We start from the raw sequence: 19,122 nt of genomic DNA, 5'->3' as shown, positions 1-19,122 counted from the left end.
CGGTAAAAAGTTACTTGTATCACATTTTATCGTTTGGGGTGAGGGCCTCTGTCAACCGTTGCTCCAACTTTCTGCGCGTTTCTTGGTCGAGCGCGCGCCGCTCGCCGTCGGCCAGGATAAACAAATCCTCGACCCGTTCGCCGATGGTGGAAATGCGCGCGCCGTGCAGCGACAGCCCCAGATCGGCGAACACTTCGCCCACCCGCGCCAGCAGGCCGGGTTGGTCGAGCGCGGTCAGCTCCAGGTAGCTGCGGCGATCGGTGTGGGTCGGCAGGAAAGTGACCTCGGTCGGCACGCTGAAGTGGCGCAGCTTGGAAGAGGGGCGGCGCACGCGCGGCGGCTGGTACTCCCGCTGGGTGATGGCCTGCAGCAGCGCCTGGCGGATCGCCGCGTGGCGATCCTGCGCCAGCGGGCTGCCGTCCGGCTCCAGCACGATAAAGGTGTCCATCGCCATACCGTCGCGGTTGGTGAAGATCTGGGCGTCGTGCACGCTCAGGTTGCGGCGATCCATCTCCCCGGCGACGGCGGCGAACAGATAAGGACGATCCGGGCTCCAGATGAAGATCTCGGTGCCGCCGCGCGTCGCCTGGCGGCTGACCAGCACCAGCGGCTGGGTGGAATCGTGGGCCAGCAGATGGCGGGCGTGCCAGGCCAGCTGATTCGGCGAGTGGCGCAGGAAATAGTCGGCGCGGCAGCGGCTCCAGATGCGGTGCAGCGCCTCTTCGTCGATGTTGTCCATGCGCAGCAGCGCCAACGCCTGCAGCCGGTGGTGGCGCACGCGTTCGCGCAGATCCGGGCTGTTTTGCATGCCGCGGCGCAGCTGTTTCTCGGTGGCGAAATACAGCTCGCGCAACAGGCTCTGCTTCCAGCTGTTCCACAGGGTTTCGTTGGTGGCGCAGATATCCGCCACCGTCAGGCATACCAGGTAGCGCAGGCGAGTTTCGCTCTGCACTTCGCTGCTGAACTGCTGGATCACCGTCGGATCCTGGATATCGCGGCGCTGCGCGGTGACCGACATCAGCAGGTGGCAGCGCACCAGCCAGGCTACCAGTTGGGTTTCTCGCGAGTTGAGGCCGTGCAGCTCGGCGAACTCCACCACGTCCTCCGCGCCGAGGATCGAGTGATCGCCGCCGCGCCCTTTGGCGATATCGTGGAACAAGGCCGCCAGCAGCAGCAGTTCCGGGTGCGGCAGGCGCGGATACAGCTCCACGCACAGCGGATGGCGCGGCCGGGTTTGCGGATCGGCGAAGCTCTCCAGCTTCTGCAGCACCCGGATAGTGTGTTCGTCGACGGTATAGGCGTGGAACAGATCGAACTGCATCTGCCCGACGATCTTGCCCCACTGCGGCATGTAGGCCCACAGCACGCTGTGACGGTGCATCGGCACCAGCGCGCGCGACACCGCGCCGGGATGGCGCAGGATGGCCATGAACAGATCGCGCGCTTCCGGGATGGTGCACAGCGGCTGTTTCAGGTGGCGGCGCGCGTGGCGCAGCTGGCGCACTGTGGTGGAGTAAATGCCTTTGATCTCGCGGTTGCGCACCATCAGGTAGAACATGCGCATGATGGCTTGCGGCTCGCGGATGAACAGCGTTTCGTCACGCAGATCGATCAGATCGCCGCGCAGTTGGAAATCGTCGTTCAGCGGACGCGGTTTTTCGGTGGCGTCCAGCGCCAGGATGGCCTCGTCGAACAGCTGCAGCAGCATGTGATTCAGCTCGCTGACGCGCCGCGTCATGCGGTAGAAGTCTTTCATCATGCGCTCGACCGGCTCGTTGCCTTCGCCTTCATAGCGCAGCAGCTGCGCGACGCTGAGCTGGCGATCGAACAGCAGACGGTTGTCGTAACGCGGCAGCACCAGGTGCAGCGCAAAGCGGATGCGCCACAGGAAGCTCTGGCATTCGTTCAGCTCGTTGCGTTCGGCCTGGGTGAGAAAGCCGAAGCCGACCATTTCGTCCAGCGAGGTGGCGCCGAAGTGGCGACGCGCCACCCACAGCAGCGTGTGGATGTCGCGCAGGCCGCCGGGGCTGCTTTTGATATCCGGCTCCAGGTTATAGCTGGTGCCGTGGTAGCGCTGATGACGTTCTTGCTGCTCGTTGATCTTGGCGTGGAAAAACTGCGGCGAAGGCCAAAAGCCGTCGCTGAAGATATGCTTTTGCATCTGCAGGAACAGCGCGACGTCGCCGCAGATCATGCGCGATTCGATCAGGTTGGTGGCCACGGTCAGATCCGCCAGCCCTTCCAGCAAACACTCTTCCAGGGTGCGTACGCTGTGGCCCACTTCCAGCTTGAGATCCCACAGCAGGGTGATGAATTCGCCGACCCGCAGCGACTGTTGCTCCGTCAGCCGGCGCTGGCTGAGCACCAGCACGTCGATATCCGACAGCGGGTGCAGCTCGCCGCGGCCGTAGCCGCCGACCGCCACCAGCGCGGTTTCCGGGATATCTTCAAAGCCGTAGAACGTCCACAGCCGGCGCAGCAGGCGATCGATGAAGTCGCTGCGCGCCGCCACCAGGCTTTCTGCACTGGAGCCGGCGTCGAACGCCGCCGCCAGCCACAGCTGAAACTGTTCCAGCCGCTGTTTCAGCACCGGGCAGGTGAGCTCGTCGTCGCCGTAGGCGCTGGGGGAGGCGGGCGGCATCGGCACGGCCGGGGCCGCCTGTTGAAGAAGATTGTCAGACATAGTGCGCAGCCCATAAAAAAGGCCGGCATAAGCCGGCCTGGTGATATTCTGCACGCGGCGTTCGCCGCGGTGCTTACATCTCGTGTGTAATGATGTTGGGGATGGTGTCATCCTTGCGCAACGTCATTATCTCGCAGCCGTTATCAGTCACCACAATAGTATGCTCATACTGCGCCGACAAGCTGCGATCTTTGGTTTTTACCGTCCAGCCGTCTTTCATGGTGCGGATGCGATAGTCGCCGGCGTTGACCATCGGTTCGATGGTGAAGGCCATGCCCGGCTGCAGCACCACGCCGCCGTCGTCCGCGTCATAGTGCAGCACCTGCGGCTCTTCGTGGAACACTTCGCCGATGCCGTGGCCGCAGTACTCGCGCACCACGGAGAACTTCTCGGCTTCGACGAATTGCTGGATAGCCTTGCCCAGGGTGCGCAGACGGATGCCCGGTTTGACCATCTTCAGCGCCAGATACAGGCTTTCCTGAGTAACGCGGCACAGGCGCTCGCCCAGAATGGTCGGTTTGCCGACGATGAACATCTTCGAGGTGTCGCCGTGGAAACCGTCTTTAATCACGGTCACGTCGATGTTGACGATGTCGCCGTCTTTCAGCGTTTTGTCGTCGCTCGGGATGCCGTGGCACACCACTTCGTTCACCGAAATGCACACGGATTTCGGGAAGCCGTGATAGCCGAGGCAGGCGGAAATGGCCTGCTGCTCGTTGGTGATGTACTCGTGACAGATACGGTCCAGCTCGCCGGTGGTCACGCCAGGTTTGACGTGCGGCTCGATGATCTCCAGCACTTCGGCGGCCAGGCGGCCGGCCACGCGCATTTTTTGGATGTCATCAGGTGTTTTAATTGAGATTGCCATGAAATTCGTCCGCAGGTGTCGTTATCGTCGACAATAAGAAGCAGTGACTTATGGTATCAGCCCGGCCGGGGGCTGCCAAATTTCATTTCCTGACGCCCGGCGAAACGCAACAAAAGTTGGTGTCGGCGGCAGGTTTATGGTATAAAGCGCGCCGGCGATCCGTGTCTTGGTTCTTGTGACCTGGCGGGAATGAGCCGAAAATACTTTAACTGCACTCATTTTGTGTAAATAACACACACGTATCGGCACATCCGCCGGGGTGCCCTGAGGTGACTTGTCGCCGCCAGGGTCGGCGTTATGGGATACGTGGAGGCATAACCCCAATTAATCTATAGAGGTTTAATCATGGCAACTGTTTCCATGCGCGACATGCTCAAGGCTGGTGTTCACTTTGGTCACCAGACCCGTTACTGGAACCCGAAAATGAAGCCTTTCATCTTCGGCGCTCGTAACAAGGTTCACATCATCAACCTGGAGCAGACCGTACCAATGTTCAACGCCGCTCTGGCTGAACTGAGCAAGATCTCTTCCCGTAAAGGCAAGATCCTGTTCGTTGGTACCAAACGCGCAGCAAGCGAAGCGGTAAAAGACGCTGCGAACAGCTGTGACCAGTTCTTCGTGAACCACCGCTGGTTGGGTGGCATGCTGACTAACTGGAAAACCGTTCGTCAGTCCATCAAGCGTTTGAAAGATCTGGAAATCCAGTCTCAAGACGGCACCCTGGACAAGCTGACCAAGAAAGAAGCGCTGATGCGCACTCGTGAACTGGCCAAGCTGGAAAACTCCCTGGGCGGTATCAAAGATATGGGCGGTCTGCCAGACGCACTGTTCGTTATCGATGCCGATCACGAGCACATCGCGATCAAAGAAGCCAACAACCTGGGTATCCCGGTATTCTCTATCGTTGATACCAACTCCAACCCAGACGGCGTTGACTTCATCATCCCTGGTAACGACGACGCAATCCGTGCAGTAAACCTGTACCTGACTGCTGTTGCTGCCGCTGTGCGTGAAGGTCGTTCTCAAGATCTGGCCGTTCAGGCGGAAGAAGGCTTCGTAGAAGCTGAATAATAAGGCAAGCTCGTCACTGAGCCCTTATTAACCAGGTATTGACATATGTTGGTTAGGGGGGCCTGTAAAGGCCCCCTTTGCTTATCTGAATGAGAACTGTCTCCACGCGAGATAACCGAGGAAAAATAAATGGCTGATATTACCGCTGCCCTGGTAAAAGAACTGCGCGAGCGTACCGGCGCTGGCATGATGGATTGCAAGAAGGCGCTGGTTGAATCCAACGGCGACATCGAACTGGCAATCGAAAACATGCGTAAGTCCGGTGCGATCAAAGCCGCTAAAAAAGCAGGCAACGTAGCTGCTGACGGCGTGATCAAAACCAAGATCGAAGGCAACTACGGCATCATTCTGGAAGTTAACTGCCAGACTGACTTCGTTGCGAAAGACGCCGGTTTCCAGGCGTTCGCCGACAAAGTGCTGGATGCCGCTATGGCCGGCAAAATCACTGACGTTGACGTGCTGAAAGCACAGTTCGAAGAAGAGCGCGTAGCGCTGGTGGCAAAAATCGGCGAAAACATCAACATTCGTCGCGTTGCTTCCCTGGAAGGCGACGTGCTGGGCAGCTACCTGCACGGCGCGCGCATTGGCGTTCTGGTTGCGGCTAAAGGCGCTGACGAAGAGCTGGTTAAGCAAATCGCAATGCACATTGCGGCGAGCAAGCCAGAGTTCGTGAAGCCAGAAGACGTGTCTGCTGAAGTGGTAGAAAAAGAGTACCAGGTTCAGCTGGACATCGCCATGCAGTCCGGCAAGCCGAAAGAAATCGCAGAGAAAATGGTTGAAGGCCGCATGAAGAAATTCACCGGCGAAGTTTCTCTGACCGGTCAGCCTTTCGTTATGGATCCGAGCAAATCCGTTGCTCAGGTGCTGAAAGAGCACAACGCTGACGTGACCAACTTCATTCGCTTCGAAGTGGGCGAAGGCATCGAGAAAGTCGAAACCGACTTCGCTGCTGAAGTTGCCGCGATGAGCAAACAGTCTTAATGACTGTCGATGGAACCGCCGTCTGGCGGTTCCATACTATCCAGCCAGAATTACACCGGTGGCAGGCCCTGCAGCGTGATGCTCACCTCAGGCGCGTTTCATCGGCTGAAATCCCCAATACTAATACTGCTTCTTAGGACAGAACACCATGGCAACCAATGCAAAACCCGTATATCAGCGTATTCTGCTTAAACTGAGTGGCGAAGCCCTGCAAGGTGCAGAAGGTTTTGGTATCGACGCCAGCGTTTTGGATCGCATGGCTCAGGAAGTGAAAGAGCTGGTCGAACTGGGAATTCAGGTCGGTGTAGTTATTGGCGGCGGGAACTTGTTCCGCGGCGCGGGGTTGGCGCAAGCCGGCATGAACCGCGTAGTGGGCGACCACATGGGAATGCTGGCTACCGTGATGAACGGCCTGGCTATGCGTGATGCACTGCACCGTGCCTATGTGAACGCCCGCCTGATGTCAGCGATCCCGCTGAACGGCGTATGTGATAATTACAGCTGGGCAGAGGCTATCAGCCTGCTGCGCAACAACCGCGTGGTGATCTTCTCCGCCGGTACCGGCAACCCGTTCTTTACCACCGATTCCGCCGCTTGCCTGCGCGGCATCGAGATCGAAGCGGACGTGGTGCTGAAAGCCACCAAAGTGGATGGCGTATACTCCGCCGATCCGGTGAAAAACCCGGATGCGACGCTGTATGAACAATTAACCTATCAGGACGTGCTGGAGCGCGAGCTGAAAGTGATGGATCTGGCGGCATTTACGCTGGCCCGCGATCACGGTCTGCCGATCCGCGTGTTCAACATGAACAAGCCTGGTGCGCTGCGCCGCGTGGTGATGGGTGAGAACGAAGGTACGTTGATCAGCAAATAAGGCTGTTCACACCTCTTTTTCGGAGCGCGTGACGCCAGGCGCCGCGCGCTCTTCGAGTACGATTACGGGCTATACTTGAGTATCGCCTGCCAAGTAACCAGCTTCCAAGGGTTTGCAACGTGACTAATGAAATCAGAAAAGATGCTGATTCACGCATGGAAAAAAGCGTAGAAGCATTCAAAAACCAAATCAGCAAGATCCGTACCGGCCGCGCTTCTCCAAGCATTCTGGACGGCATCATGGTGGAATACTACGGCGCCGCTACGCCGCTGCGTCAGCTGGCCAACGTGACCGTGGAAGACTCCCGCACGCTGAAAATCAACGTATTCGACCGCAGCCTGAGCCAAGCCGTTGAGAAAGCGATCATGAGCTCCGATCTGGGCCTCAACCCGTCTTCCGCCGGTTCTGACATTCGCGTTCCGCTGCCTCCGCTGACTGAAGAACGTCGTAAGGATCTGATCAAGATCGTGCGCGGCGAAGCCGAGCAGGGCCGCGTAGCGGTGCGTAACGTGCGTCGCGACGCCAACGACAAGGTCAAGGCGCTGCTGAAAGATAAAGAGATCAGCGAAGACGAAGAGCGTCGTTCACAAGACGAGATTCAGAAAATGACCGACGCTTACATCAAGCTGGTCGACGCCGCGCTGGCGGAGAAAGAAAAAGAGCTGATGGAATTCTAATCAGCATCGCGCAGAAAAAAGCGTCGCCTGGGCGGCGCTTTGTTTTTTGTGGCGCAGATCCCGTTTCATCGTACTGAAAGATCATGGACAAGCGGTGTCCAAGGTTCCACACTGGAGCACTTCCGATCTCATCAGACAGTTATTCAGAGTGAACTCATGAAGCAACTGACCATTCTTGGCTCGACCGGCTCGGTAGGGACCAGCACCCTGGCCGTGGTCAGGGCGAATCTCGACCGTTTTGCGATCAAAGCGCTGGTGGCCGGCCGCAACGTTGCGGTCATGGCGCAGCAATGCATGGAATTTCGGCCCGCATTTGCCGCGATGGCGGATGAAAGCGCCGCGCGCGAGCTGCGCGCTATCCTGGCGGAGAACGGCGTCGCTACCGAAGTGTTGGCTGGGGAACAAGCGGCCTGTGAATTGGCCGCTTTGGATGACGTCGATCAAGTGACGGCGGCCATCGTCGGCGCCGCGGGGCTGTTGCCGACGCTGGCGGCGATCCGCGCGGGCAAGCAGGTGCTGCTGGCCAACAAAGAGTCGCTGGTCACCTGCGGCCGTCTGTTTATGGACGCGGTGCGGCAAAGCCAGGCGCAACTGCTGCCGCTCGACAGCGAGCACAACGCGATTTTTCAGAGTTTGCCTGAGAACATTCAGCGTCAGTTGGGATACTCTTCACTGGACAGTCATGGTGTTTCGCGCATCGTGCTTACCGGTTCCGGCGGCCCGTTCCGCACCACGCCGTTGGAACAGTTCGCCGCGATGACGCCGGATCAAGCCTGCGCCCACCCAAACTGGTCGATGGGCCGCAAGATCTCGGTGGATTCCGCCACCATGATGAACAAAGGTCTGGAATACATTGAGGCCCGCTGGCTGTTTAACGCCTCGGCCGAGCAAATGGAAGTGATCCTGCACCCGCAGTCGGTGATTCACTCGATGGTGCGCTATGCCGACGGCAGCGTGCTGGCGCAGTTGGGGACGCCGGATATGCGCACGCCAATCGCTCACGCGATGGCGTATCCGCAGCGTGTGAATTCCGGTGTGGAAGCGCTGGACTTCTGCCGTATCGGTTCGCTGACCTTCGCCGAACCGGAGTGTGAGCGTTATCCTTGCCTGTATTTGGCGATCGAAGCGTTCGATGCCGGCCAGGCGGCCACCACCGCGCTGAACGCGGCCAACGAAATCGCCGTGGCGGCATTTTTGCAGCAGCAGATTCGCTTTACCGATATCGCGGCGGTCAATCGCCAGGTGGTAGAACGTCTCGCGCTGCAGGAACCGACGAGCATCGAAGCGGTCTTAGACATTGACCGTCAGGCGCGCGCCGCCGCTGAGGAGCGGGTTCGCGCGTTGTGCGGCCGATCACGGTGATTATCCGATTTTGCTCGTAATTCGCGTGCGCCGCAGCGGGGCCGTTTGTTCATGCCCCGCTGAGGTGGTATAGTCTGCGCCACCTGTCAGCGGTTATACCGTTGAATTATGGCCCGATTGGCGCCTTGTGCGTCAATGGCGGCCCGGCTGCGCCGGGTATCGCAAGGGCAGGCTGAAAGCCGTGTCGGGCACACGGCTTTTTTTGCGCGTAAGGGCCTGATGTTCCGGAAAGGCAGTTATATTTCTATTGAGGAAATAAGTACGAGTTATGTCGTCCGCAAACCAACAAGAGGCTAATCCATCTTCCCCGGGGCCGCGCCATGTCGCCATTATCATGGACGGTAACGGACGCTGGGCCAAACGTCAGGGCAAGTTACGTGTCTTCGGTCATAAAGCAGGGGTGAAATCGGTTCGCCGCGCGGTCAGTTTTGCCGCCAGCCACCATTTAGATGCGCTCACGCTTTATGCCTTCAGCAGCGAAAACTGGAACCGTCCGGTGCAGGAAGTCTCTGCCCTGATGGAGCTTTTTGTCCGCGCTTTGGATAGTGAAGTAAAAAGCCTGCATAAACATAACGTCAGGCTGCGAGTGATCGGCGATATCAGCCGATTCAGCGCGCGTTTGCAGGAGCGGATCCGCCGCTCTGAAGCTCTGACGGAAAATAACGATGGCCTGACGCTCAATATCGCTGCCAACTACGGCGGCCGTTGGGATATCATTCAGGGAGTAAGGGAACTGGCCGAACAGGTACGGGTAGGCGAGTTGCACCCGGATCAGATCAGCGAGGAATTATTGAACGAGCGGGTTTGCATGAGCGACCTGGCGCCGGTGGATCTGGTTATCCGCACCGGTGGCGAGCATCGCATCAGTAATTTCCTGCTGTGGCAAATCGCCTATGCTGAACTTTACTTTACTGATGTGCTCTGGCCTGATTTCGATGAACTTGTCTTTGAAGGTGCGCTGAATGCATTTGCACAACGTGAGCGCCGCTTCGGGGGAACAACACCTAACGGCGCCGATGCGTCCTAGGGAGAACTTTTGCTGAAGTATCGCCTCATAACTGCTCTGATTTTAATCCCGATCGTTATCGCGGCGCTGTTCCTGTTGCCGCCGTTGGCCTTTGCTCTGGTAACGCTCGTCGTGTGCATGTTAGCTGCCTGGGAGTGGGGCCAATTGGCCGGTTTTACCTCCCGTTCGCAGCGCATCTGGTTGGCGATACTGTGCGGTTTTCTGCTTGCGCTGATGATGCTCAGCGTCCCCGCTTACCATCAATCCGTGCCGCAGATAAGCGGCTCGCTGTGGCTGTCGTTGGCCTGGTGGCTGGCGGCGTTGCTGTTGGTGCTGTTCTATCCCGGCTCGGCCGCTATCTGGCGCAATTCGCGCCCGCTGCGCCTGCTGTTTGGGCTGCTGACCATCGTGCCGTTTTTCTGGGGCATGCTGGCGCTGCGCCAGTTCGGCTACGAGCAAAACCCGTTTACCGGCGCCTGGTGGCTGCTGTACGTGATGTTGCTGGTGTGGGGCGCGGATTCCGGCGCCTACATGTTCGGCAAGCTGTTCGGCAAGCATAAGCTGGCGCCGAAGGTCTCACCGGGCAAAACGTGGGAAGGGTTGATCGGCGGGTTGCTGACGTCGGCGGTGATCTCGTGGCTGTTCGGCCGCTACGCGCCGCTGAACGTGGTGCCGACCACGCTGCTGGCCTGTTCGGTGATCGCCGCGCTGGCTTCGGTGCTGGGCGATTTGACCGAAAGCATGTTCAAACGCGAAGCGGGCATCAAGGACAGCGGGCATTTGATTCCCGGTCATGGCGGCATACTGGATCGTATCGACAGCCTGACCGCGGCGGTGCCGGTGTTTGCCTGCCTGATGCTGTTGGTGTTTTAATCCGTCGATGACGGAAAGTGAGGGATGATGGTCAGCGTGCTTTGGAACCTGGTGGCGTTTCTGATTGCGCTCGGTATCTTGATTACCGTGCATGAGTTCGGACACTTTTGGGTTGCCCGTCGTTGCGGCGTGCGCGTTGAACGCTTCTCCATCGGCTTTGGCCGGGCGCTGTGGCGCCGAACCGATCGCCAGGGCACCGAGTACGTTATCGCTCTGATCCCGCTCGGCGGCTACGTGAAGATGCTGGACGAGCGCGTGGAGTCGGTGGCGCCGGAGATGCGCCACCAGGCCTTCAACAATAAAACCGTCTGGCAGCGCGCGGCCATCATCAGCGCCGGCCCCATCGCCAACTTCCTGTTTGCTATCCTTGCCTACTGGCTGGTGTTCATCATCGGCGTGCCGAGTTTCCGTCCGGTGATCGGCGAAATCGCGCCGCAATCGATCGCCGCCAAGGCTGAAATTTCGTCTGGCATGGAACTAAAGTCGGTTGACGGCATCGAAACGCCTGATTGGGAGTCAGTTCGTCTGGCGCTGGTGGCGAAGATTGGCGATGCGCAAACCGAAGTCGGCGTAGCGCCGTTCGGCTCTTCGCAGGTGGTGACCAAAACCCTGGACTTGCGCCAGTGGAACTTTGAACCGGACAAGCAGGATCCCGTTGTCGCGCTGGGGATTATGCCGCGCGGCCCGCAGATCGAATCCGTGTTGGCGGAAGTGCAGCCGAACTCGGCGGCGCAAAAGGCGGGTTTACAAGCGGGGGACAGGATCGTTAAAGTCGATGGTCAGCCGTTGGGTCGTTGGCAGACGCTGGTGAAGCGTATCCACGATGGCCCGGGGCAACCGCTGGCTTTGGAGATTGAAAGAAACGGCGCCCCCTTGTCTTTGACGCTGATACCGGATACAAAGCCGGTGGGAAAAGACAAATCGGTGGGGTTTGCAGGCATCATTCCAAAGGTGCTGCCGCTGCCGGAAGAGTATAAGACGATTCGCCAGTATGGACCGTTCCCGGCGCTGTATCAGGCCGGCGACAAGACCTGGCAGCTGATGCGGCTGACGGTCAACATGCTGGGCAAATTAATAACCGGTGATGTAAAGCTGAACAACCTGAGTGGCCCGATCTCGATTGCACAGGGAGCTGGGGCGTCAGCCGGAGTCGGATTCGTGTATTATCTGATGTTCCTGGCGTTGATTAGCGTCAACCTGGGGATCATCAACCTGTTCCCATTACCGGTGTTAGATGGTGGGCATCTCCTCTTCCTGGCGATAGAAAAGCTGAAGGGTGGGCCGGTTTCCGAGCGAGTACAGGACTACAGCTACCGCATAGGTTCGATCGTGTTGGTGTTGTTGATGGGTCTTGCACTTTTCAATGATTTTTCCCGCCTTTAGGGGCGGGGATAGGTTAGGAAGAACGCATAACAACGATGGCGATGAAAAAGTTGCTCATAGCGTCGCTGCTGTTTGGCAGCGCCACCGTATACGGTGCAGACGGGTTCGTAGTGAAAGACATTCATTTCGAAGGCCTGCAGCGAGTTGCCGTCGGTGCGGCGTTACTCAACATGCCGGTTCGCGTCGGCGATACCGTCACTGACGATGACATCAGTAATACCATTCGTGCCTTGTTTGCCACCGGCAACTTCGAGGACGTGCGCGTACTGCGCGATGGTAATACCTTGATCGTGCAGGTGAAGGAACGTCCTACCATCGCCAGCATCACTTTCTCCGGCAACAAGTCGGTGAAGGATGACATGCTCAAGCAAAACCTGGAAGCCTCCGGCGTCCGGGTGGGCGAGGCGCTCGACCGCACCACGATTTCCAGCATTGAAAAAGGGCTGGAAGACTTCTACTACAGCGTCGGTAAATACAGCGCCTCGGTGAAAGCCGTGGTCACGCCGTTGCCGCGCAACCGTGTCGACCTGAAGCTGGTGTTCACGGAAGGGGTCTCCGCCAAGATTCAACAAATCAACATCGTCGGCAACCACGCCTTCACCAACGATGAACTGATCTCGCGCTTCCAGCTGCGTGACGAAGTGCCGTGGTGGAACCTGGTCGGCGATCGCAAATACCAGAAGCAAAAACTGGCGGGCGATCTCGAAACCCTGCGCAGCTTCTATCTGGATCGCGGCTATGCCCGCTTTAACATCGATTCTACCCAGGTGAGCCTGACGCCGGATAAAAAAGGCATCTACATCACCATCAACATCACCGAAGGCGATCAGTACAAGCTTTCTGATGTTGTCGTGAACGGCAACTTGGCCGGCCACTCGGCGGAAGTCGCTCAGATCACCAAAATCGAGCCGGGCGAGCTGTATAACGGCAGCAAAGTGACCAAAATGGAAGACAACATCAAAACGATGTTGGGCCGTTATGGTTACGCCTACCCGCGTGTCGGCACCCAGCCGGAGATCAATGATGCGGATAAAACCGTCAAGCTGCACGTCAACGTTGACGCGGGCAACCGTTTCTACGTGCGCCGCATCAAGTTCGAAGGCAACGACACCAGCAAGGATTCCGTACTGCGTCGCGAAATGCGCCAGATGGAAGGCGCCTGGCTCGGCAACGAGCAGGTCGAGCAGGGCAAGGAGCGTCTGAACCGCCTGGGCTACTTCGAAACGGTCGACGTGGAAACCCAGCGCGTGCCGGGCACTGCCGATCAGGTCGACGTGACCTACAAGGTGAAAGAACGCAACACCGGTACCTTTAACTTCGGCGTCGGTTACGGCACCGAGAGCGGCGTCAGCTTCCAGGCCGGCGTGCAGCAGGATAACTGGTTGGGTACCGGCTACTCGGTCGGCATCAGCGGCACCAAGAACGATTACCAGACGTACACCGAATTCTCGGTCACCAACCCGTACTTCACCGTTGACGGTGTGAGCCTGGGCGGCCGCGTCTTCTACAACGACTTTAAAGCGGATAACGCGGATCTGTCCGACTACACCAACAAGAGTTACGGTGTTGACGGCACGCTGGGCTTCCCGATCAACGAAAACAACTCGTTGCGCACCGGCCTGGGCTATGTCCACAACGGCCTGTCGAACATGCAGCCGCAGATCGCCATGTGGCGTTACCTCGACTCGATGGGTGTGGATGCGAACAAGACCGACCGCGCCAGCTACTCGACGGACGACTTTACCCTGAACCTGGGCTGGACCTACAACAACCTGGACCGCGGCTACTTCCCGACTTCGGGTAACCGCACCACGTTGAACGGCAAGGTCACCATTCCGGGCTCGGACAACGAATACTACAAGGTGACGCTGGACAGCGTACAGTACGTGCCGATCAACGACGACCGTACCTGGGTGCTGTTGGGTCGCGGCCGCCTGGGTTACGCGGATGGGCTGGGCGGCAAGGAAATGCCGTTCTACGAGAACTTCTACGCCGGTGGTTCGAGCACCGTGCGTGGCTTCCAGTCCAACACCATTGGTCCGAAGGCGGTGTACTACAACTCCAATTCGTACCAGTGCCAGTTCAACGCCGGCAGCACCACCGATCGTCAGAGCATCTGTGGTTCGGATGACGCGGTGGGCGGTAACGCCATGGCGGTCGCCAGCCTGGAGCTGATCACCCCAACGCCGTTCATCAGCGAGAAATACGCCAACTCTGTGCGCACGTCGCTGTTCATCGATGCGGGTACCGTGTGGGATACCAAGTGGAAGAATACCAACGAGACGCTGATGTACGGCGTGCCGGACTACAGCAAGGCCAGCAATATTCGTTCTTCCGCCGGTATCGCGCTGCAGTGGATGTCGCCATTGGGGCCACTGGTGTTCTCTTACGCCAACCCGATCAAGAAATACGAAGGCGACAAGTCCGAACAGTTCCAGTTTAACATCGGTAAGACCTGGTAACGGGTCTCGCCTCTGGGCATAACAGTTATTAAGAATCGCAATGGCCAGGCGCCCGCCGGCAGAGGGAGATGATTCTCATTGTTTGGTGGGACAAGTCTGGCAAATTGTGTACTTCAGTGTCATATGACACAAATGGGTGATGGTAAGGAGTTTATAGTGAAAAAGTGGTTGTGTGCCGCAGGCCTCGGTTTAGCAATGGCTGCTTCAGCTGGCGTTCAGGCAGCAGATAAGATCGCTGTCGTTAACGTCTCCAGCATTTTCCAACAGCTGCCGGCCCGCGAAGCGGTCGCTAAACAGCTGGAAAACGAGTTTAAAGGCCGTGCAAGCGAACTCCAGAACATGGAACGTAGCCTGCAGACCAAAATGCAACGTCTGCAGCGTGACGGCGCTACCATGAAAGCCAGCGACCGCAGCAAGTTGGAAAAAGACGTGATGGCGCAGCGCGAGCAGTTCTCTCAGAAAGCCCAGGCTTTCGAGCAGGACAACCGTCGTCGCCAGATGGAAGAGCGTAACAAGATCCTGAGCCGCATTCAGGACGCGGTGAAATCTGTCGCGAGCAAAGGCGGTTATGACGTGGTGATCGACGCCAACGCCGTTGCCTATGCAGACTCTTCCAAAGATATCACTGCTGACGTGCTGAAACAGGTTAAATAACACATGCTTTCAATTCGACTGGCTGATTTAGCGCAGCAGTTGGATGCACAATTGCACGGTGATGGCGATCTCGTCATCACCGGCATTGCTTCTATGCATTCGGCACAGCCTGGCCAAATCACGTTTTTGTCAAACAGCCGCTATCAAGAGCAGCTGTCTTCCTGCCAGGCAAGCGCCGTGGTGCTTACCGAAGCGGATTTACCACACTGCCGTGCTGCGGCGCTGGTGGTTAAGAACCCTTACCTGACCTATGCGCGCATGGCGCAACTGATGGACACCACGCCGTCGCCGGCTCAGGATATCGCGCCAAGCGCGGTGATCTCGCCTGAAGCGCAGCTGGGGCAGAACGTCGCCATTGGGGCGAACGCGGTGATCGAGTCGGGTGCGGTGCTTGGCGATAACGTGGTTATCGGCCCGGGCTGCTTCATCGGCAAACACGCACGCATCGGCGCGGGAACGCGTCTGTGGGCGAACGTAACGATTTATCATGCGGTCGAAATCGGCCAGCGCTGCCTGATTCAGTCGGGCACCGTGATCGGCGCAGACGGTTTCGGCTATGCGAATGAGCGCGGCGAGTGGATCAAGATCCCTCAGTTGGGCACGGTGATTATCGGCGATCGCGTCGAAATCGGCGCTTGCACCACCATTGACCGCGGCGCTTTGGATAACACCCAAATCGGGAATGGTGTTATCATCGACAACCAATGCCAGATTGCACATAACGTCGTGATTGGCGACAATACCGCCGTCGCCGGCGGTGTGATCATGGCCGGCAGCCTGAAAATCGGCCGCTACTGCCAGATTGGCGGCGCCAGCGTGATCAACGGTCACATGGAAATTGCCGACAAGGTTGTTGTTACCGGAATGGGAATGGTTATGCGACCAATCACCGAACCTGGGGTATACTCTTCGGGCATTCCGTTGCAGCCTAACAAGGTTTGGCGTAAAACCGCTGCGTTGGTAATGAATATCGATGAGATCAGCAAACGCTTGAAAGCTGTCGAACGTAAAGTCGGAAAAGACTAGTCATTGCCGCCCGCTCTCGCGGGTACAAAACGAAACGCGTTGGTCGTGAGACCAAAAGCGCAAAGAGATGTTAATTTGCGGCCTGCATGATGATCTCCTTTTGGGGTCAGCGCAGGCCGTGTTGTTGATGCCATCAGTTTTTAGAGACAGGAAGAGTATTTTGACTACTGACACTCATACTCTGGATATTGCAGAAATTTTGGATCTGCTTCCTCACCGTTACCCGTTCTTGCTGGTCGACCGCGTCCTCGAGTTTGAAGAGCACAAATATCTGCGTGCGGTGAAGAACGTATCGGTGAATGAACCGTTTTTCCAGGGCCACTTCCCTGGCAAACCGATTTTCCCAGGCGTATTGATCCTGGAAGCCATGGCGCAGGCCACCGGCATCCTGGCGTTTAAAAGCGTCGGCAAACTGGAACCGGGCGAGCTGTATTACTTCGCCGGTATCGACGAAGCTCGCTTCAAGCGCCCTGTGGTGCCAGGCGATCAGATGGTCATGGAAGTCACCTTCGAGAAAACTCGCCGCGGTCTGACTCGCTTCAAAGGCGTGGCGACCGTTGACGGTAAAATTGTCTGCGAAGCAACCATGATGTGTGCCCGCAGCCGGGAGGCTTAATCCGTGATTGACCAAACCGCCTTTATCCATCCTAGCGCGATAGTCGAAGAAGGCGCCGTGATTGGCGCCGGCGTGCATATCGGCCCTTTCTGCTACGTCGGCTCCCAGGTGGAAATCGGCGCCGGCACGGTGCTGAAATCCCACGTGGTGGTGAACGGCATTACCAAGATTGGCCGCGATAACCAGATTTATCAGTTCGCCTCTATCGGCGAAGTGAATCAGGATCTGAAATACGCGGGCGAGCCGACGCGTGTGGAAGTGGGCGATCGCAATCGCATCCGCGAAAGCGTCACCATCCACCGCGGCACCGCGCAGGGCACCGGCCTGACCAAAGTGGGCAACGATAACCTGCTGATGGTCAACGTGCATGTCGCCCACGACTGCGTAGTCGGCAACGCTTGCGTGCTGGCCAACAACGCCACGCTGGCGGGGCATGTGGAAATCGACGATCACGCCATCATCGGCGGCATGACGGCGATCCATCAGTTCTGCATTATCGGCGCGCATGTGATGGTAGGCGGTTGTTCCGGTGTCGCTCAGGACGTGCCTCCGTTCGTCATCGCTCAGGGCAACCACGCTACGCCGTTCGGCGTCAACGCGGTCGGCCTCAAGCGCCGCGGTTTTGACAAGGATGAAATGCAGGCGATCCGCAACGCCTACAAAATCCTGTATCGCAGCGAAAAAACGCTGGATGAAGCGAAAGCGGAAATCGAAGCCCTGGCCAAAGAGCAGCCGGTGGTGCAGCAGTACCTCGATTTCTTCACCCGTTCTACCCGTGGCATCATTCGCTGAGTTATGTCGAATCGTCCATTGACTATCGGATTGGTCGCCGGAGAAACCTCCGGTGACATTCTCGGCGCCGGTTTGATCCGTGCGCTCAAAGCGCAGATCCCTGACGCGCGTTTCGTTGGCGTCGCCGGCCCGCTGATGCAGGCCGAAGGGTGCGAAGCCTGGTACGAAATGGAAGAGCTGGCGGTAATGGGCGTGGTGGAAGTGCTCGAGCGCTTGCCACGCCTGTTGAAGATCCGCAAGGATCTCACCCGCCGCTTCGGTGAGCTGCGGCCGGACGTGTTTGTCGGCATCGACGCGCCGGACTTCAACATCACGCTGGAAGGCCGCCTCAAGCAGCGCGGCATTCGCACCATCCACTATGTCAGCCCTTCCGTGTGGGCCTGGCGACAAAAGCGCGTTTTCAAAATAGGCAAAGCCACCGATTTGGTGCTGGCCTTTCTCCCTTTCGAAAAAGCGTTTTACGATCGTTTCAACGTCCCCTGCCGGTTTATCGGTCACACCATGGCGGACGCCATGCCGCTGCAGCCCGATCGGTTGGCGGCGCGCGCTCAGCTTGGCATCGCTCCGCAGGCGCGCTGTTTGGCCTTGTTGCCGGGCAGCCGCGGCGCCGAAGTCGAGATGCTGAGCGCCGACTTCCTCAAAACCGCGCAGCTGCTGCGCACGCGTTATCCCGAGCTGGAAGTGGTGGTGCCGCTGGTCAACGCCAAACGGCGTGAGCAGTTTGAGCGCATCAAGGCCGAAGTGGCGCCGGATCTGACCGTACACCTGCTGAATGGGCAGGGGCGTGAAGCGATGATCGCCAGCGACGCGGCGCTGCTGGCATCCGGCACGGCGGCGCTGGAATGCATGCTGGCCAAGTGCCCGATGGTCGTGGGCTATCGCATGAAGCCGTTCACTTTCTGGTTGGCGCAGAAGCTGGTGAAAACGCCTTATGTCTCGCTGCCGAATCTGCTGGCGGGGCGGGAGATCGTCACCGAACTGCTGCAGCATGACTGCGTCCCGGACAAACTGGCCGCCGCCGTGATGCCGCTGCTGGAAGAGAGCCCGGAAACCGACGCGCTGAAACAGACTTTTCTTACCTTGCACCAAAGCATCCGTTGCGGTGCGGACGAACAGGCCGCTCAGGCTGTGTTGGAGCTGGCGAAAGCATGATTGAACCCTTTATCTATCCCGCTGCCACGCTGATTGCCGGTGTGGACGAAGTGGGCCGCGGCCCGTTGGTCGGCGCAGTGGTCACCGCCGCCGTGATCCTCGATCCGGCGCGGCCGATCGTCGGGCTGGCGGACTCCAAAAAGCTCAGTGAAAAACGCCGGCTGGCGCTGTATGACGAAATCGTCGCCAAAGCGCTCTCCTGGAGCCTGGGGCGCGCTGAACCGGCGGAAATCGACCAGCTGAACATTTTGCACGCCACCATGTTGGCGATGCAGCGCGCGGTGGCCGGGTTGCATATCGCGCCGGACATGGTTTTAATCGACGGTAACCGTTGCCCGAGCTTGCCGATGCGTTCGCAGGCGGTGGTGAAGGGCGACAGCCGCGTGGCGGAGATCAGCGCGGCGTCCATTCTGGCGAAGGTCACGCGCGATCGCGAAATGGCCGAGCTGGACAGCGAGTTCCCGGACTACGGTTTCGCGCAGCATAAAGGCTACCCGACCGCCTTCCACCTGGAGCGGCTGGCCGCGCTGGGCGCCACCGAGCATCATCGCCGCAGCTTCGCGCCGGTGAAAAGGGCGCTCGCGCTGTAGCCTGCGAGCCTGACCGGCTCGACGATAGCATTAACCCGGGCTCAGCACGCTG

The 19,122-nt window shown here is 58.5% G+C and carries 17 protein-coding genes; 15 read left to right on the top strand and 2 right to left on the bottom strand.

The window, feature by feature from the left end:
• Window positions 1-19: 19 nt before the first annotated feature.
• Window positions 20-2,683 carry a bifunctional uridylyltransferase/uridylyl-removing protein GlnD gene (gene glnD, locus ACMGG9_RS18655; RefSeq protein ID WP_262825750.1) on the bottom strand — a complete coding sequence of 888 codons (2,664 nt, stop codon included), beginning with the start codon at window positions 2,681-2,683 and terminating at the stop codon, window positions 20-22.
• Window positions 2,684-2,756: 73 nt separating this feature from the next.
• Window positions 2,757-3,551 carry a type I methionyl aminopeptidase gene (map, locus tag ACMGG9_RS18650; protein ID WP_028127527.1) on the bottom strand — a complete coding sequence of 265 codons (795 nt, stop codon included), beginning with the start codon at window positions 3,549-3,551 and terminating at the stop codon, window positions 2,757-2,759.
• Between the two features lie 345 nt (window positions 3,552-3,896).
• On the opposite strand from map, the gene rpsB reads away from it, so the two are divergent.
• The 15 genes from rpsB to rnhB all read left to right on the top strand — a co-directional run bounded on the left by rpsB (window position 3,897) and on the right by rnhB (window position 19,070).
• Window positions 3,897-4,622 (top strand): 30S ribosomal protein S2, encoded by a 726-nt coding sequence (gene rpsB / locus ACMGG9_RS18645; RefSeq protein ID WP_016929891.1) that lies wholly within the window; start codon window positions 3,897-3,899, stop codon window positions 4,620-4,622.
• Between the two features lie 129 nt (window positions 4,623-4,751).
• Entirely contained in the window at window positions 4,752-5,603 is an 852-nt protein-coding gene (gene tsf, locus ACMGG9_RS18640; RefSeq protein ID WP_033644872.1) for a translation elongation factor Ts, read from the top strand.
• A 148-nt stretch (window positions 5,604-5,751) separates the two neighbouring features.
• Window positions 5,752-6,477, top strand: coding sequence for a UMP kinase (gene pyrH, locus ACMGG9_RS18635; RefSeq protein ID WP_004931940.1), 726 nt, complete (start codon window positions 5,752-5,754; stop codon window positions 6,475-6,477).
• Between the two features lie 119 nt (window positions 6,478-6,596).
• Window positions 6,597-7,154 carry a ribosome recycling factor gene (gene frr / locus ACMGG9_RS18630; RefSeq protein WP_025160240.1) on the top strand — a complete coding sequence of 186 codons (558 nt, stop codon included), beginning with the start codon at window positions 6,597-6,599 and terminating at the stop codon, window positions 7,152-7,154.
• A 156-nt stretch (window positions 7,155-7,310) separates the two neighbouring features.
• Window positions 7,311-8,516, top strand: coding sequence for a 1-deoxy-D-xylulose-5-phosphate reductoisomerase (ispC, locus tag ACMGG9_RS18625; protein WP_342193375.1), 1,206 nt, complete (start codon window positions 7,311-7,313; stop codon window positions 8,514-8,516).
• Between the two features lie 268 nt (window positions 8,517-8,784).
• A complete protein-coding gene (gene ispU / locus ACMGG9_RS18620) occupies window positions 8,785-9,543 on the top strand; it encodes a (2E,6E)-farnesyl-diphosphate-specific ditrans,polycis-undecaprenyl-diphosphate synthase (RefSeq protein WP_033644874.1) in 759 nt (252 codons plus the stop codon).
• 9 nt (window positions 9,544-9,552) lie between these two features.
• Entirely contained in the window at window positions 9,553-10,395 is an 843-nt protein-coding gene (gene cdsA / locus ACMGG9_RS18615) for a phosphatidate cytidylyltransferase (RefSeq protein WP_033644875.1), read from the top strand.
• Between the two features lie 27 nt (window positions 10,396-10,422).
• Window positions 10,423-11,778 carry a sigma E protease regulator RseP gene (gene rseP / locus ACMGG9_RS18610; RefSeq protein WP_025304033.1) on the top strand — a complete coding sequence of 452 codons (1,356 nt, stop codon included), beginning with the start codon at window positions 10,423-10,425 and terminating at the stop codon, window positions 11,776-11,778.
• A 35-nt stretch (window positions 11,779-11,813) separates the two neighbouring features.
• Window positions 11,814-14,240, top strand: coding sequence for an outer membrane protein assembly factor BamA (gene bamA / locus ACMGG9_RS18605; protein ID WP_033652498.1), 2,427 nt, complete (start codon window positions 11,814-11,816; stop codon window positions 14,238-14,240).
• Between the two features lie 156 nt (window positions 14,241-14,396).
• Window positions 14,397-14,894 carry a molecular chaperone Skp gene (skp, locus tag ACMGG9_RS18600; RefSeq protein ID WP_004931958.1) on the top strand — a complete coding sequence of 166 codons (498 nt, stop codon included), beginning with the start codon at window positions 14,397-14,399 and terminating at the stop codon, window positions 14,892-14,894.
• Window positions 14,895-14,897: 3 nt separating this feature from the next.
• On the top strand, window positions 14,898-15,920 hold the full coding sequence (lpxD, locus tag ACMGG9_RS18595; RefSeq protein ID WP_025304030.1) for a UDP-3-O-(3-hydroxymyristoyl)glucosamine N-acyltransferase: 1,023 nt from the start codon (window positions 14,898-14,900) through the stop codon (window positions 15,918-15,920).
• Window positions 15,921-16,080: 160 nt separating this feature from the next.
• Entirely contained in the window at window positions 16,081-16,536 is a 456-nt protein-coding gene (gene fabZ, locus ACMGG9_RS18590; protein ID WP_004931962.1) for a 3-hydroxyacyl-ACP dehydratase FabZ, read from the top strand.
• A 3-nt stretch (window positions 16,537-16,539) separates the two neighbouring features.
• Window positions 16,540-17,328: an acyl-ACP--UDP-N-acetylglucosamine O-acyltransferase gene (lpxA, locus tag ACMGG9_RS18585; RefSeq protein ID WP_033644878.1), complete on the top strand. Its 789-nt coding sequence runs from the start codon at window positions 16,540-16,542 to the stop codon at window positions 17,326-17,328.
• Between the two features lie 3 nt (window positions 17,329-17,331).
• A complete protein-coding gene (gene lpxB / locus ACMGG9_RS18580; protein WP_004931967.1) occupies window positions 17,332-18,480 on the top strand; it encodes a lipid-A-disaccharide synthase in 1,149 nt (382 codons plus the stop codon).
• Window positions 18,477-19,070, top strand: a complete 594-nt coding sequence (gene rnhB / locus ACMGG9_RS18575) for a ribonuclease HII (protein ID WP_033644879.1) — start codon at window positions 18,477-18,479, stop codon at window positions 19,068-19,070. The genes lpxB and rnhB overlap by 4 nt, the downstream gene beginning before the upstream one ends.
• Window positions 19,071-19,122: the final 52 nt, after the last annotated feature.

Origin of the sequence: Serratia sp. BNK-10 (assembly GCF_047456065.1) — a bacterium.
Taxonomy (GTDB): domain Bacteria; phylum Pseudomonadota; class Gammaproteobacteria; order Enterobacterales; family Enterobacteriaceae; genus Serratia; species Serratia ureilytica.
Note: the sequence above shows the minus strand (reverse complement) of the source record. Positions and strands in the feature narration are given on the sequence as shown.